Below are 15,027 nucleotides of genomic sequence, written 5' to 3'. Positions count from 1 at the left end.
TAACTCTAAATAAATAAATTGTCTATAATGCGTCACTTTCGATGTTTTGATCTTCTTATCATCCTCATAATATATACAAATACACCCCGGTATGTACCGGGGTCTTTACAGAATTTTGTCTCTCTCTATTTAAGGCAATGTACATACAGCGGTGATTAACTTATAATTACGCGCCAAGGAAGCAGCAGAGACACCGTAGCGAGCCGCGACTTCTTCTTGCGTGATCGCGTAATTGTACCGCCGAGCAATGACGTATTCTAACGACGCGGCCCATGCTTCTTTTTTACGAATCGTCGGCACGTTCGGATATGTTTTTCCGATATAATCTATCCACAGCATTTGGGCTTCCTGCTGTTCCAGCACGTCATACCTGTCCTGCATATGAACACGCAAGCACTCGGCAACTTCCTGCCACTTTTCCGTCCAAACAGGTACTATTGATCGCAACCGAAAATCAATAATTCTTGTCTGCTGATTAATAATGGCCTTGTATGGTTGTTCCGCTCCCATTTTACGAAGAACGAAAATGACTAATTTTTTCAAATAGTCGTCTTCCACCGGATTCATTAAGAATCCCCGCAGCGCTTCTTCTACTTCACTGTCCGCAATATAAGCGAACGCTTGAATAACTTGAAATTTCGTATCGCGATCGCCAAAGCGAAGCGCCCAGAGAAGCGAAGAGCGAAGCAACGGATTCCGCTTCCACTCCTGGTTAATTTCATCAGACGACGTCTCTATACTTCCAAACGGAAACGTATCATGAAATGGAAGCTGATAATGGTACGAAGCTTCCGAAATCGCTTGACCGCCGATCTTACGCTGTTGTATCTGCCTTAAATAATAAGGTGCCACCTTTTCGGACGGATCAATGCGCTCGACTTTTTTCCATAAAGATTCGGCCTCGCCTATCCTTCCCGTATTGTAAGCGGCTACTGCAGTATAATGCAGTATATATAAGTCGCCCTGTCCTGTGCGGGGAACCATCTTGCGGAACAGAAAGTAAGCCGCTTCGTCTTCGCCCAGAATCCCAAGAGTGGTCGCTAGTTTGTATGCGAGATCAAAATGATAAGGTATGATCTTTTTTAGAACAGCTAATAATTGTTCCAGCTTTTCCTGATTGCGCAAATGAGAATAAAAAACGGCTAGATTGCACAGGCCATGAATATTGCATGGATCCTCTTCCAACACCTGCTGAACGGTTTCCATTGCTTTTTCAAACCGTCCCATATAGTAATAACAAAGCGCTAAATTATTGCGTGCCGCAATAAAGTCAGGATGCCCTTTAATGATCGAAAGCAATAAGCGAGCCGCTTCGTTAAACCGTCCCTCTTCCAGCAAACGGCGCGCGCGATCATGTTGAAACACAACTTCAAGGCTGGTATCACTTTCTGATTGACGAGGTCTATCCTGTAAATGAAATTCGATATATTCCCGTAAGTCTTCCGCTTCTTCCGCATAAATCGGTTCAGGAAAACTTTGTAAATATTTCAAGATATATTGTTCAGCCAGTTCGAATTCCATCATATTGGCATAGTTGCTGGCAAGATAAAAATAACATTCATCAAGTGAGGGGTCGACTTCGTCGAGCACATGCCAAAGAATCCGATTGGACTCTTCATATTTGCCGAGTTCAGCCAATATGCCAGCCATACTGCAATAATAATCTGGATTGTTCGGCTCAATTTCAACCGCCTTTCGCAAATAGCGAAGAGCTTTTTGAAAATTAAGCTTATCAAGATAGCGCATTGCCCACTCGTAATAGAAATCTGCATCCATATGAATCGGAACAATTTTGCCCTTCTTTTTCGGCGCATATTGCTGCTTGGCCATATGTCCCTCCAAATTTATCTTCCTTATTGTTTAAGTATACCACACTTAAGATAGCCTTCTCTATAGAACAAACGCCCGGAGCAAACGAATGGTTTTTTGTACCTCCTTAGAAAACAAAAAACACCACTCCCCTTAAAAGATAGGGGGAGCAGTGCTTCCGTTCAAAAATGCCGCAAAAAAAGTCAAATTTTTTTTGCGGCATTTGCTATGCTAAATTTAGCAGCAAGGGGATGAGAAAATGGTTTACGATACAGAAATTCAAAAAGCGATCAAATTTATAGAAGATCATTTACAAGAGGAGTTGTCTCTAGAATGCGTTTCTGGCGAGGTCGGATTTTCGATGTACCATTTCCATCGAATTTTTCAAAAAGAAGTAGGGATGACGGTCGCGGATTATATACGAAGAAGAATTACGAACGCTGCCAGTATGTTGCTTTATACAAAAGAACGTATTCTGGATATCGCTCACCTGCATCGCTTCGAATCACAAGATCAATTCGCTACTATGATGCCATCATTTAAAGCAAATAAATACAAAGGGAAGCGCCTCAAATTATCGGCCTTTATTAAAACAGAAACTGTTGAAGGGTTTTGTGGATTATGGAGGAGAGTTGACAACGCCTCCGATGATATTCTCCAATTTGATAATATGTCAAACCGCCCGATTACGAAAACAACGAATTGGAACCGTTACTCAATTGTATTAGATGTACCTGAAAATAGTGCGACGATTTCTTTCGGTGTTTTACTTAACGGTAAAGGGCATGTTTGAATCGAGCACGTTACGTTTGAGGAAGTAGATGAAAATGTACCAACTACAAATTTAGAATTTTGCAGTCATCTTTTAGATGAACCAGTCAATTTATCGTTTGAAGAGGAATTTAAGCGTATCTTGTAGCAAAGGAGCCAAAAAAAGGATGAAAAAAATAAAATTGTTTTTCTTTATCGTGGGGGTCAACAAACTCCTTATAAATAAAAGAGGCTGTCTCAAAGTCATGGGGACAGCCTCTTTTCTAAAATTTATTATCCCTTGATTACTTCTTATTGCATTACCTCGCGTGACGTTTCTCCAATTCTTGAAGTACCGCATCAAACGGCAGTTTCTGCTCACGAAGCAGCACAAGCAAATGAAACAGTAAATCGGCCGCTTCATATCGCAGTTCATCATGACTGCGGTTTTTCGCCGCGATAATCACTTCGCTCGCTTCTTCGCCAACCTTCTTCAAAATCTTGTCCACACCTTCCGTGAACAGGTATGTTGTGTAAGAACCTTCCGGCATTTCCGCTTCACGAGTCGCAATTAACGTTTCCAGACGGTTAATGATAGCAAAACGATTCTTGACTTCCTTCTCATCAGCAGGCGAATTTTCGGCTACACCTGCTTCTTCGCCAAGCAGAGAATCGCTAAAACAGGAATACACGTTTTTATGACAGGCGGGACCCGCAGGAATCACTTTGACAACCAGCGCGTCACTGTCGCAATCATACAACACGTCCACCACTTTCTGCACATTCCCTGACGTAGCCCCCTTGTGCCACAACTCCTGGCGCGAACGGCTGAAGAACCATGTCTCCCTTGTTTCCAGTGTCTTCTGTAGCGACTCTTTGTTCATATAGGCGAGCGTAAGCACTTCTTTGCTCTGCGCGTCCTGCACAATCGCCGGGATTAAACCACGATCGTCAAACTTAACATGATTTATGTTCATGTACTACCGTCTCCTCTACCAAACGTATCTCGATGTCTCTCTCGCACAGATACTGTTTTACTTCTTTAATGGAGGTTTCTTTGTAGTGAAAAATGGAAGCAGCGAGCGCCGCATCCGCTTTTCCTTTCACGAATGCGTCGTAAAAATGCTGCTTTGCTCCGGCGCCACCCGAAGCAATGACAGGGATACGAACCGCTTCAGATACTGCGCGCGTAAGCTCCAGTGCGAAACCATCCTTTTGTCCGTCACAATCCATACTAGTTAACAAAATTTCCCCTGCACCCAATTCTTCGACCTGTTTCGCCCATTCTACCGCGTCAATACCGGTTGCTTGGCGCCCACCGTGCGTATACACTTCCCAGCCATCGCCATCCTCACGCGCTTTAGCGTCAATTGCCACTACAATGCATTGACTCCCGAATATCTCTGCACCTTCGCGCACCAGTTCCGGACGCTTAACCGCCGCCGTATTAACAGAAACTTTGTCGGCTCCGGCACGAAGCAAACGACGCATATCGTCCACCGTATTAATGCCGCCCCCTACTGTAAACGGGATGGTTACATTTGCAGCCGTATTCTCAACAACCCCCACCATCGTCTCTCGCCCTTCATGTGAAGCTGAAATGTCAAGAAAAACAAGTTCGTCCGCTCCTTCTTCACTGTAACGCCTTGCCAGTTCCACCGGATCACCCGCATCACGCAGATTCACAAAGCTGACGCCTTTGACGACGCGCCCTTCTTTTACATCCAAGCAAGGAATAATTCGTTTCGCGAGCATTTAGACTACCTCCCCGATCCGTTTCAGTGCCTGCGGCAATTGTACTCGCTCCGTATATAATGCTTTACCGACGATGGCGCCCCCCACACCATCCTTTGCATAACGAGCCAATTCAAGCAGATCTTCCTCTCGGCTCACGCCTCCGGACGCGATCACATTCTTCCCGGTTGCACGCGCCAGTCGTACAATTGCTTCTGTATTCGGCCCCTCAAGCGTACCATCGCGGGAAATATCTGTATAAATAAAGGTTGCTGCCCCTTTAGCTATAAGCGCTTTGGCCAATTCTTCTGCCATCACTTCTGATGTCTTCAACCAACCGTGTGTCGCCACATAACCGTCTCTGGCATCAATGCCAATCGCCACTTTGTCACCGTACCTGGTTAGTACTTGCTCAGTAAACGGCTCATCCTGAATCGCTGCCGTACCAAGAATCACCCGGCTCACACCGCCTGCAATATACTGCTCGACGTCTTCCATGCGCCTCAATCCCCCGCCGACTTGCACCGGAACATCAAGCTTGCGGGCAATTTCTAATACGATTTCGTCATTTATCGGTTTACCTGCTTTTGCGCCATCTAGATCAACTAGATGAATCCATTCTGCTCCCTGGGCCGCCCACTGCTTTGCTATCTCAACCGGCGAATCGCCATACACCGTTTCTTTATTGTAATCGCCTTGCAGCAAGCGCACGCACTTGCCACCCCGAATATCAATCGCCGGATAAATAATGAAATCCATCTCCCCACTCCCTCTCTGTTGCCTGCTTACTTTACACGCGCTGTTTTGCACATCTTCGTGAAATTCTCAAGCAGTTTCATGCCAACCGCTCCGCTTTTTTCCGGATGAAACTGCATGCCATACACGTTTCCTTTTCCGACTACTGCAGGTACTTCCTGATAATAATCCGCTGTCGCGAGCAGAACAGAACGGTTCTCCTTCGTCGGCTGCAGAAAATATGAATGCACGAAATAGACATATCCTTCGGGTACGCCTGCAAAAATCGGGTTAGCCTGCAAAAATGTAAGCTTGTTCCAGCCCATATGCGGAATTTTATAATCGCCCTGAAAACGTTCCACGCGTCCCGGCAGAATGCCAAGTCCTTCATGCTCGCCGTGCTCGGTGCTCATGTCAAATAGCAGTTGCATACCGAGGCAAATGCCAAGCAACGGCTTGCCATTCGCCGCCAGATCACGAATCGGCTCCACGAGACCGCGCTCCCGCAAATTTTTCATCGCGTCACCAAAGGCCCCCACTCCTGGAAGAATGGCGCCTTCCGCATGCGAAAGAGCTTCTACGTCCGACACAAATTCATACCTGTAGCCAAGACGTTCTATCGCTTTGCTAACGCTATGCAAATTGCCCATGCCATAATCAATGATTGCAATCACTATAACATCCCCTTCGTCGACGGAACACCTTTTACCCGCGGATCAATCGCTGTTGCTTCATCCAACGCGCGACCGAGCGCCTTAAACACCGCTTCAATCATATGGTGCGTATTGTGTCCGTAATGCACAATAATATGCAGCGTAATGCGCGCTTCAAGCGCCAGCTTCCAGAAAAATTCATGAAAAAGCTCCACCTGGAAATTGCCAACATTGGTAGACGGAAACTGAGCGCGGTATTCCAAATGCGGACGGTTACTAATGTCGACAATCACCTGGCCAAGCGCCTCATCCATTGGCACAAACACGCTGCTATAGCGTTTGATGCCTTTTTTATCGCCCAGTGCTTCGCGAAACGCCTGACCAAGGCAAATCGCAATATCTTCCACCGTGTGATGGTAGTCGATTTCAATATCCCCTTTAGCGTCCACCATTAAATCGAAATGACCGTGCTTCGTAAACAAATCAAGCATATGTTCAAGAAACGGGACACCGGTTTTAAGTTCCGTCTCCCCTTCTCCATCTATATTAAAAGAAAGTTTAATATCCGTTTCGTTTGTTTTTCGTTCAATTGCTGCCCGACGCATAGCTGTTACTCCCCCTATTCTCCTTCATTATCCAATCGCATCTGGATCGCCCGCGCGTGCGCTTCCAGTCCCTCCTGGCGAGCCAGCGCTACAATCTTACGACCGTTCGCCAGCAAATCCTCCCGGCTATAAGCAATTATGCTTGATTTTTTGAGAAAATCATCCACGTTCAACGGCGAAGAAAAACGCGCCGTTCCATTTGTCGGCAATACGTGGTTCGGTCCTGCAAAGTAATCGCCGACCGGTTCAGAGCTATACGCTCCCAGAAAAATCGCACCGGCATTCCTGACTTTTCCGATGTATGCCATAGGATCTTTCACCATCAGTTCCAGATGCTCCGGAGCGAGTCGGTTGACAACCTCCAGTCCTTGTTCCAGGCTTTCCACCACGCAAATCGCACCGTAATCCCGAATGGACGCTTCCGCAATCTCTCTGCGCGGAAGTTCGGCCAATTGCCGCTCCACTTCCTGTCGTACCGCTTCCGCTAGCTGCGGACAAGCGGTCACAAGGACGGCGGAAGCCATTGTATCGTGTTCAGCCTGGGACAATAAGTCGGCCGCCACATATGCCGGATTCGCTGTTTCATCCGCCAGCACGACAATCTCGCTCGGCCCCGCCACCATGTCGATATCCACGAGACCAAATACCTCGCGCTTGGCCAGCGCAACATAAATATTGCCCGGACCGACGATTTTATCTACCGGTTTGATCGTTTCCGTTCCGTATGTTAAAGCGGCAATCGCCTGAGCGCCACCCACTTTGTATACTTCCTTAACGCCCAGTTCATACGCCGTAACCAGCACGCCTGGATTTATCTTGCCATCTTTACCGGGTGGAGTTACCATCGCGATTTCCTCTACACCAGCCACCTGTGCCGGAATCGCGTTCATCAGTACGGATGATGGATACGCGGCCGTACCACCCGGCACATACAGACCGACACGGGCAAGAGGCCGAATCAACTGTCCAAGCATCGTGCCGGATTCTTTTGTAGTTAACCAAGACTGACGCATTTGGCGGCTATGATAATCGCGAATATTGGTGGCCGCTTCGCGTACAGCCTCACGTACTTCCGGGCGGATTTGCCGAACCGCCTGGACAAATTCTTCTTCCGTTACTTTCATTGTGTCCAATTTGATGCGGTCAAATTGCTCGGTAAAGCGGATTACCGCCGCATCTCCTTCCGTTTTTACCGCCTTGAGAATTTTCAGCACCGTGGCCCGCTGCGCCTCTGTCCCCGTCTCCACATCGCGTTGGGTGGAAAAATCAGCCGCATCGACGATCTTGATCATGAATTAACTCTCCTCCACTATTGAAGCAAATTTCTCATATATATAGTCGACCGCTTCGCTCTTCATCCGATAGCTCACCCGGTTTGCGATTAAGCGGGTTGTAATCGGCATGATTTCTTCAAGTTCAACAAGCCCGTTTTCTTTCAGCGTACGCCCGGTCGATACAATATCAACAATCCTCTCCGCTAATCCGATAAGCGGTGCCAATTCGATAGAGCCATTCAGCTTAATCACTTCCACCTGCTGCCCCTGTTCACGAAAATATTTAGACGCCACTCGCGGGTACTTGGTGGCAACTCGGGGTGTACCGCCGGACGGCTTCCAGTCCGGTAACCCGGCGACCGCAAGGCGGCAACGGCTGATTTTTAAATCAAGCAGCTCATACACATCGCGCCCTTCCTCCAGAAGCACATCTTTTCCAACAACTCCGATATCAGCCACACCATACTCAACGTATGTCGGCACATCCGTCGGCTTGGCGAGAATAAATTCTAAATTCGCTTCCGGTACCGGAACAATAAGCTTGCGCGAATCATCAAACTCCGGAGGAAGAGAAACGCCGGCTTTGCGCAACAATTCTGCCGCTTCTTCGAAAATCCGGCCTTTCGGCATGGCTATAACCAATTTTTCTTCTGTTTTTACCGCCACGATGCTTCCTCCTCCGTCAGATCAATAACTTCTGCATATTGCGAAAAATCAAGGGCCGCAAGCTCTTCTTTCCGCTGTGCAATGACTACTGCACTGTTTTCCTCGCGCAACTTCCGCGCCCTCTCCAGCGCTTCCATACGCTGTTCCGCACTATATAAAATCAGGAATTTGCTCGGCTGTTCCGGCTGATAGTCCACCGCCTCCAGCAGGCTATCCATCTGCACCGCAAATCCGGTTGCAGGACACGGACGACCAAAGCGCGCCATCAGTCCGTCATAGCGGCCACCCGTGCAAATCGCAAACCCCTGATTGGCGGCATAGCCTTCAAAAAGAATACCTGTATAATAGTCCAAGTTGCGCAGCAAATTCAAATCGAGCAGGACATATTTTTCAACCTGATACGCCTCAAGCGCTTCCCACAATTGTCTTAAATTAGTAACAGCCTTGCGTGCCTGCCCGTTCACTGTGATAGATTCCGCCCTGTCGATCAGTTCCTTGCCGCCGCGCAGTTTCAGCAGTTCATAAAGCCGCGCTGCGTTTTCCCGCGAAAGATGCAACCCCTGTACATAATGACGGAAGCCTACATAATCGCGGTGATACAAAAATTCTTTCAGCCTTTCGCGGTCTTCCATTCTTTGGACAATCTCCTCAAGCAGACCTTCAAGAAAACCGATATGACCCACCGCAATTTTAAACACTTTCACCCCTGCCGCTTTTAGAACAGATACAGCGAGCGCAATCGCTTCGGCATCCGCATCAACGGATGCTGAGCCGATATATTCAATTCCGAGTTGTGTAAACTCCGCATTACGCCCCGCTTCGTTTCTCTGCGCACGAAACACGTTCGCGGAATACATCAACCGCAACGGAAGCGGTTCTTCTTTCAAAAGCGAAGATGCGACCCTAGCAATAGGCGCCGTCATGTCCGGACGCAGAACGACGGTTTTGCCTTCGCTGTCCAGCAATTTAAACAATCTGTTATCGAGCGTTGCACTTGCTTCTCCGACCGTGTCGTAATATTCAAGCGTTGGGGTGCTAATTTCCTGGTATCCCCATTGTTTCATACAGGCTTTTACTCGCTTTTCCAGCCAGCGCTGTTTTTCGAGGAGATCGGGAAGGATATCCCGCATTCCCAGCGGTTTTTCAAATCCTAACGGCTTTGACATCCTGGCTTCTACTCCTTTTCTCTATCCTTTAGTTTGGTAGCGAACTAAAGGATTTCTCGTTGAGAGTAGTCTACCATTCATTGATTTATCCGTCAATACAAAAAAGCGAACCGGATCTTTCCGATTCGCTTTTTGCTGGCTAATGCGCCTTGCTTAAAAAATATATAAAATAGCAAATAATTTCATTCAACACTCTGTATAATTATTCGGATATTTAAGCGCTTGACATGGAGCCTCTGCGGGCATGATTTCTTGCAAAGGGTCAAGCTATATTAGGGTTGGCAACGCAAAGAAATCTATTATGTCCTTCACTCTATGCAAAGTTTTAAATATACAAAAAATTATGCATAACCTTAATTGCCAAACAAAACCATGATGTTATCCATTTTCTCAAAATCCTTCTAATCGCTATTTTTAGTTCAGCTGCATCAAGATACAAACTCATTCAAAGCATTTCTAAAACACTTTAATGTTTTTTTCAGCCCACCCATTTTTTACATTTTGCAATAACGTCAGACGTTTTTTGTCTCATTAAAATATCGTAAATATTAAATTGTGACCATGACACTTCGCTAATGGCTTTGGCAAGATTATGATTTTTCAACATGTTCGATACCGACAAATCTTCCATCCCGATAATGTCGTGGTTTTTGACAATTTCGGTGGAAATTTTGTATAAGTAATCATTCCTTGCATTTTTAATTTTTTCATGAATACGAGCAACTTTTATTTTAGCTTTATACCAGTTTGAACCACCTTCTTTTCGTCTGCTCATAATCCGTTGGGCTTTCGCCAATTTTTCTTCTAATCTACGGAAAAATTTTGGATTTAAGTAAGTCGTTCCGTCTGACAAAATAGCAAAATCTTTCAGTCCCACATCAATACCGATAGCAGAATTAGTTTTAGGTAACTCGGAGACTTCTGTTTCAGTCGCTATAGATACAAAATATTTACCTGATGGATTTCTTCTAATCGTTGCACTTAAAATGCGTCCTTCTACTTCTCGGCTTTTTGCAAAACGAACAAGACCTAATTTTGGGAGTTTAATGTAATTGCCTTCTATAGAAATGTTTCCATTGGTATATTTTGTTGTATAAGACTGAACAGGATTCTTTTTAGATTTAAAGCGAGGATAATTTCCTTGCTTTTTGTAATATCTATCGAAAGCATTCGCTAGATTTTCAACAGACTTTTGCAAAGCAATGCTATCTACTTCTTTCAGAAAGGTATATTGTTTCTTAGTCTTTTTGTTTTTGTTGTGCTAAAAAATGATTGAAGACAAAGCGTGAACAGCCAAACGTTTTATTGATTAGTTCTTCCTGTTGTTTGTTTGGATAGATGCGGAATTTATATGCTTTGTTGACTAGCATTGAGTATCACCTCCTTATGCTCTCGAACAGTCGGACAATCGAGATGGCAAGTAGCCATCCCTTGTCCGAAGGCGATTCATCCCCCACCTACTCACTGGGCTACGCTCTTCACGTTTCTTGAGGTGGGGGGCTTCTCGCCTAAGTTAAGATAAATTAAATTTCAAAACAAATTAAATAAACTTAACTAAAATGTCATTATTTTTTTAATTTTATAATTTTTATTACTCTATATAAAATTATACCTATATAACATATTACTAATATAATTTGATAAATTATTGGAAAATCTTTTTTCGCATTAAAATATGCAAAATAAAATAAACCTACAGTTAAAATTAATATAGTAATAATTTCCTTTTTTAACATTTTTATACTCCTTTAAATATACATTTTCTTCAATTTTTAGTATAATTTAATATAAAATGAAAATAAATAATTATTATGTAAAAAAGAGGAAAAAATATGAAAAAATTTTTCGTTTATTCATTATCTAGCGCTTTATTAGCAGGTAGTATTTTATCTGGAGCAGGTGCGGTATCAGCTGCCACTCAAGAAGAATTCCCAGCGGAAAATATCACTGTAAATCAATCAGTAAGCTTGGGAGAATTAATTTCTACTGGTAAAATTAAAAATGCAACCTTAAAAAATAGAATCTATTCAGTTACTTACGAAAAAGATCAACAAGAATATAAAGTTGAATATAACGGAAATACTGGTTTAGTAACTATAAATGGAGCAATCCAAGAAGGTTTTACATTTGAATATAATCCACAATTAGCCCTTAATTCTCAAAAATCTGTTGAATCTACAAATACTGTTAGCATAAATGCTGCAGCAGCTAAATCCGGATATTCATATGTCGGAACTTTAAAAGGTCACACAGATACAGCTAAAAATGCTTATAGCTTGGCTGTTCAGTTATCTTTATTGATTCCTGGGACTGGATGGGGAATTAATGCAGTAAAAGTTTTACTATTATATACTGACTACGATTTAAATGAGAAAATTCCTTCTAAGTACTATAAATATGATTTATATCAAAAAGGTTTCATGACTAATAATTGGTATCAATATAGCGTAACAACTTTATATGAAGACAAAAACTATAAAATAAAAAGCGGTGAATCTTGGACAAGTAATCCACAAAAAATTGATTTACCAAACAGCTAACAAGATAATTAATTCAAAAGTTTAAAATGACAAATAAGCTAGCTTCTTTTAGAAGAATATAGGACATTGTCTGCCCATTTTAATGAAAATTTGCCTTTAAAAGCGACATATTTAATTTTCCGAAAAACCCATTTATATCAATGGTTTGAGATGGATTTGGGGTGTTGCATATTTGCAACACCTCTCTATTAATCTCTTAAAAAATTACTTTCCTTCCAAAATGATTAACGTACTATTTTCAACTTTTTTATAAAAATTCATCTACATCATCTGTACGCACATTAATATAATGTTGCATAATCGTTTGATACGACTTATGTCCAGACTGTTTTGTGATTGTTGGAATGTCAGCTCCCTTTTGATACATTGAAGTAATTTTTGTTTTTCGAAAAGTGTATGGCGCAAACCCCAGCCAACTACGAATCGCTTGATTATAACTGATTTCTGAAATTTGTCTACTCGTATAATTCCCCCATTTATCGGCTGCCCCCACAAAATAATCATCTGGCTGCAGCTCAAACACTTGAATATACTTCTTCACGGCTTGCACACACTCAAGCGTTAGACGTTTTTCTTTCATCTCTCCCTGTTTCTTCATCATGACATTGACTGTACGATTCTCCAGATCAAAATCGCTTATTTTTAATCGGACCATTTAGGAAGGTCGATTTGCTGTAATCAAGTTCACTAAACAAATAGCTCTCTTTCGGATATCGCTCTTTTTATCCGTGTCATATCGATCAATCAATCGCAACACATCGCTTTGTTGCTCAGCCCGTTTTCCCTTCATTGGTTTGAGACGTAAAAATTCCTCTTCATTATATAACTGACGTAACAACTTAATTTGATTGGCCTGGTCTGGTGACATAGTTAATCCATACTCATTTGTAAGCCAATATTTAGTACCGGCTAAACGTCGATTAAAGGTCGATAACTTCACACGTTTCTTTACAATTAATTCATGCAAATACAACTCCAACGAGTCGAAATCCAGTGGTAAAAGGTTCTGATCACAAAATTTCGCGAATGCTTTAAAATCCGGTTTATACATGCGTAGTTGTTTATGGCTGACGAATGATACGCATAGGATTGCCGCCGACGAAGGCGCCTGGAGGAACATCCTGATTAACGAGCGTAGCCGCGGATACAACCGCTCCATCCCCGATGGTCACGCCTGGAAGAATCGTCGAATTTGCGCCAATCATCACACCTGAGCCGATTTTTACATTTCCCAAACGGTATTCGTCAATTAAATATTCATGGGCCAGAATTGTCGTATTATAACCAATAATCGTATTGGAGCCAATAGAAATCCGCTCTGGAAACATCGTATCAATCATCACCATTAACGCAACCGCCGTATTCTCGCCAATCCTCATCCCGAGAAACGTGCGATACATCCAGTTTTTTAGCGGCAGCCATGGGATATAGCGAGCCAGTTGTACAACAATAAAGCATTTTACCACTTTCCAAAAACTTACCGTTTTGTACATCTGCCAGAGCGAGTTTGGCCCCTGAACCGGATAGCGTTCGGTTTTCCGCTTCGCCATCTTCCACCTCTTACCATTGTCGAATTGGTTTTTTCACAATCTGGATCAGCTCCGTCATGTCACTCAACAAATAAGTCGGGTTAAAAGACGACAGAAAGGATGCGCCTTTCATGCTCCAGGCTACACCGGCGGAAGCAATGCCGGCGTTTTGTGCCGCCTGAATGTCATATTGGCTGTCTCCCACCATCAGCGTCCTGGCCGGATCGGCCTTCAAATTTTGCATCGCTTTCTGTATAGGCTCCGGATGTGGTTTATGGTTCTTGGTATCCTGGTAGCAAATCACGGTATCCATATATTTATCAAGCCCAAACAGACGTAAGCCCATCTCTGCCGTTTTGCGCTGTTTGGTAGTTACGATTCCCATTTTGATGCCCATTTCAGCAAGTTCTCCTACCGTCTCAAGCACGTTCGGAAACTCTTCCACCAGCTCATCATGTACGCGTTCATTATGTTCGCGATACACCTGTACCAATTCTTCCGCCCGCTCCGGATCGAATAATGCCATCTGATCGTACAACGGCTTGCCCATATGCGGAATGAGATCCTCCCGCGTATACTTACCGGGATAAAACTTTTCAAGCGTGTACATAAACGATGTGAGGATTAAGTTATTCGTATCGATTAAAGTTCCATCAAGATCAAATAAAACATATTCATATTGATACATCAATACACCTCGTTCCCTTCAAACCAAAATTCCGTTCTATGCTTCACCGTATCTTTTGGTAGCATATCCCATTTTTCGCAATACCACCATCATAATGAGTGCAAATGCGATGAGAAGCAGACTTATAACCTGAGCCATGCGCAGCGTTTCCGTCAACATTAAACTATCCGTACGCATTCCTTCCACAAAAAAGCGTCCGATAGAATACCAGATAACGTAAGTAAGGAACAGATCTCCTCGCTTTAACGGTAACAAGCGCCGGATGGTGATTAAAAGAATGAACCCGAGAAGATTCCAGAGCGATTCATACAAAAATGTCGGATGATAATACGAATATGTATTCGTCACCGGATCAAAAATGTACATCTGATTAATAATAAACTGCGGCAAATGCAAGTTCTGCAAGAATTCGAGACTCACCGGCCCCCCGTGCGCTTCCTGATTTATAAAATTGCCCCAGCGCCCGATGGCTTGTCCGATAATCAAACTCGGCGCAACCACGTCCACCAGCCGCCAGAATGAAATTTTTTTGATGCGTGAATAAATATACGCTGTCAATATAGAAGCAATAAGCGCGCCGTGGATCGCAATGCCGCCGTGCCAGACGGCGATAATTTCCTCCGGGTGGGAACGATAATACTCATCCCAACGAAAAATCACGTAGTAAATACGCGCACCAATAATAGCAGCAGGCACCGCATACATCACAACGTCCATAATCGTTTCCGGATCCATGCCAACCTGTTTCGCTTCACGCAGCGCCAGTAGCAAGCCGACCAGCGCAGCCGTCCCCAGAATAATTCCGTACCAGTGTACGGATAACGGGCCCAGTTGAAATGCAATCGGATCAATCGCCTTCGTCATGTTGTGTTATGCCT

15 protein-coding genes and 2 pseudogenes are annotated in these 15,027 nt (G+C 43.9%); 2 read left to right on the top strand and 15 right to left on the bottom strand.

Annotated features, from left to right (window positions below; genetic code table 11):
- Positions 1 to 129 precede the first annotated feature (129 nt).
- Positions 130 to 1,830, bottom strand: a complete 1,701-nt coding sequence (locus ACH33_RS02300) for a tetratricopeptide repeat protein (protein ID WP_057897550.1) — start codon at positions 1,828 to 1,830, stop codon at positions 130 to 132.
- Between the two features lie 238 nt (positions 1,831 to 2,068).
- On the opposite strand from ACH33_RS02300, the pseudogene ACH33_RS02295 reads away from it, so the two are divergent.
- Positions 2,069 to 2,728, top strand: a pseudogene (locus ACH33_RS02295) (helix-turn-helix transcriptional regulator).
- Between the two features lie 151 nt (positions 2,729 to 2,879).
- Here ACH33_RS02295 and hisIE read toward each other — a convergent pair.
- The 9 genes and pseudogenes from hisIE to ACH33_RS02250 form a co-directional block, all read right to left on the bottom strand.
- A complete protein-coding gene (gene hisIE / locus ACH33_RS02290; RefSeq protein WP_057897549.1) occupies positions 2,880 to 3,536 on the bottom strand; it encodes a bifunctional phosphoribosyl-AMP cyclohydrolase/phosphoribosyl-ATP diphosphatase HisIE in 657 nt (218 codons plus the stop codon).
- Positions 3,517 to 4,314: an imidazole glycerol phosphate synthase subunit HisF gene (hisF, locus tag ACH33_RS02285; protein WP_057897548.1), complete on the bottom strand. Its 798-nt coding sequence runs from the start codon at positions 4,312 to 4,314 to the stop codon at positions 3,517 to 3,519. The genes hisIE and hisF overlap by 20 nt, the downstream gene beginning before the upstream one ends.
- Complete coding sequence (hisA, locus tag ACH33_RS02280; RefSeq protein ID WP_057897547.1) at positions 4,315 to 5,052, bottom strand: 1-(5-phosphoribosyl)-5-[(5-phosphoribosylamino)methylideneamino]imidazole-4-carboxamide isomerase; 738 nt, start codon at positions 5,050 to 5,052, stop codon at positions 4,315 to 4,317.
- 26 nt (positions 5,053 to 5,078) lie between these two features.
- Positions 5,079 to 5,702 (bottom strand): imidazole glycerol phosphate synthase subunit HisH, encoded by a 624-nt coding sequence (gene hisH, locus ACH33_RS02275; RefSeq protein ID WP_057897546.1) that lies wholly within the window; start codon positions 5,700 to 5,702, stop codon positions 5,079 to 5,081.
- On the bottom strand, positions 5,702 to 6,286 hold the full coding sequence (hisB, locus tag ACH33_RS02270) for an imidazoleglycerol-phosphate dehydratase HisB (RefSeq protein ID WP_057897545.1): 585 nt from the start codon (positions 6,284 to 6,286) through the stop codon (positions 5,702 to 5,704). The genes hisH and hisB overlap by 1 nt, the downstream gene beginning before the upstream one ends.
- Before the next feature lie 14 nt (positions 6,287 to 6,300).
- A complete protein-coding gene (hisD, locus tag ACH33_RS02265; RefSeq protein WP_057900216.1) occupies positions 6,301 to 7,575 on the bottom strand; it encodes a histidinol dehydrogenase in 1,275 nt (424 codons plus the stop codon).
- 6 nt (positions 7,576 to 7,581) lie between these two features.
- The gene (gene hisG, locus ACH33_RS02260; protein WP_091261164.1) at positions 7,582 to 8,229 is read right to left on the bottom strand and encodes an ATP phosphoribosyltransferase; all 648 of its coding nucleotides are present in this window, start codon (positions 8,227 to 8,229) and stop codon (positions 7,582 to 7,584) included.
- Positions 8,217 to 9,392 carry an ATP phosphoribosyltransferase regulatory subunit gene (locus ACH33_RS02255; protein ID WP_057897544.1) on the bottom strand — a complete coding sequence of 392 codons (1,176 nt, stop codon included), beginning with the start codon at positions 9,390 to 9,392 and terminating at the stop codon, positions 8,217 to 8,219. The genes hisG and ACH33_RS02255 overlap by 13 nt, the downstream gene beginning before the upstream one ends.
- Before the next feature lie 550 nt (positions 9,393 to 9,942).
- Positions 9,943 to 10,762: pseudogene (locus tag ACH33_RS02250) on the bottom strand (RNA-guided endonuclease TnpB family protein); the annotation flags it as partial.
- A gap of 462 nt (positions 10,763 to 11,224) precedes the next feature.
- On the opposite strand from ACH33_RS02250, the gene ACH33_RS02245 reads away from it, so the two are divergent.
- Positions 11,225 to 11,932, top strand: coding sequence for a hypothetical protein (locus ACH33_RS02245; protein ID WP_057897543.1), 708 nt, complete (start codon positions 11,225 to 11,227; stop codon positions 11,930 to 11,932).
- A 247-nt stretch (positions 11,933 to 12,179) separates the two neighbouring features.
- Here ACH33_RS02245 and ACH33_RS02240 read toward each other — a convergent pair whose 3' ends face one another.
- From ACH33_RS02240 to lgt, 5 genes are all read right to left on the bottom strand, one after another.
- Positions 12,180 to 12,587 carry a site-specific integrase gene (locus ACH33_RS02240; RefSeq protein ID WP_082705850.1) on the bottom strand — a complete coding sequence of 136 codons (408 nt, stop codon included), beginning with the start codon at positions 12,585 to 12,587 and terminating at the stop codon, positions 12,180 to 12,182.
- Complete coding sequence (locus ACH33_RS02235; protein ID WP_156423987.1) at positions 12,588 to 12,800, bottom strand: hypothetical protein; 213 nt, start codon at positions 12,798 to 12,800, stop codon at positions 12,588 to 12,590.
- A 193-nt stretch (positions 12,801 to 12,993) separates the two neighbouring features.
- A complete protein-coding gene (locus ACH33_RS02230; RefSeq protein WP_057897540.1) occupies positions 12,994 to 13,482 on the bottom strand; it encodes an acyltransferase in 489 nt (162 codons plus the stop codon).
- 10 nt (positions 13,483 to 13,492) lie between these two features.
- Positions 13,493 to 14,149, bottom strand: a complete 657-nt coding sequence (gene ppaX / locus ACH33_RS02225; protein WP_057897539.1) for a pyrophosphatase PpaX — start codon at positions 14,147 to 14,149, stop codon at positions 13,493 to 13,495.
- 36 nt (positions 14,150 to 14,185) lie between these two features.
- The gene (gene lgt, locus ACH33_RS02220; protein WP_057897538.1) at positions 14,186 to 15,013 is read right to left on the bottom strand and encodes a prolipoprotein diacylglyceryl transferase; all 828 of its coding nucleotides are present in this window, start codon (positions 15,011 to 15,013) and stop codon (positions 14,186 to 14,188) included.
- Positions 15,014 to 15,027 lie beyond the last annotated feature (14 nt).

The organism is Aneurinibacillus sp. XH2, from assembly GCF_001439585.2.
Classification (GTDB): domain Bacteria; phylum Bacillota; class Bacilli; order Aneurinibacillales; family Aneurinibacillaceae; genus Aneurinibacillus; species Aneurinibacillus thermoaerophilus.
This window is presented reverse-complemented; position numbering and strand designations above follow the sequence as displayed.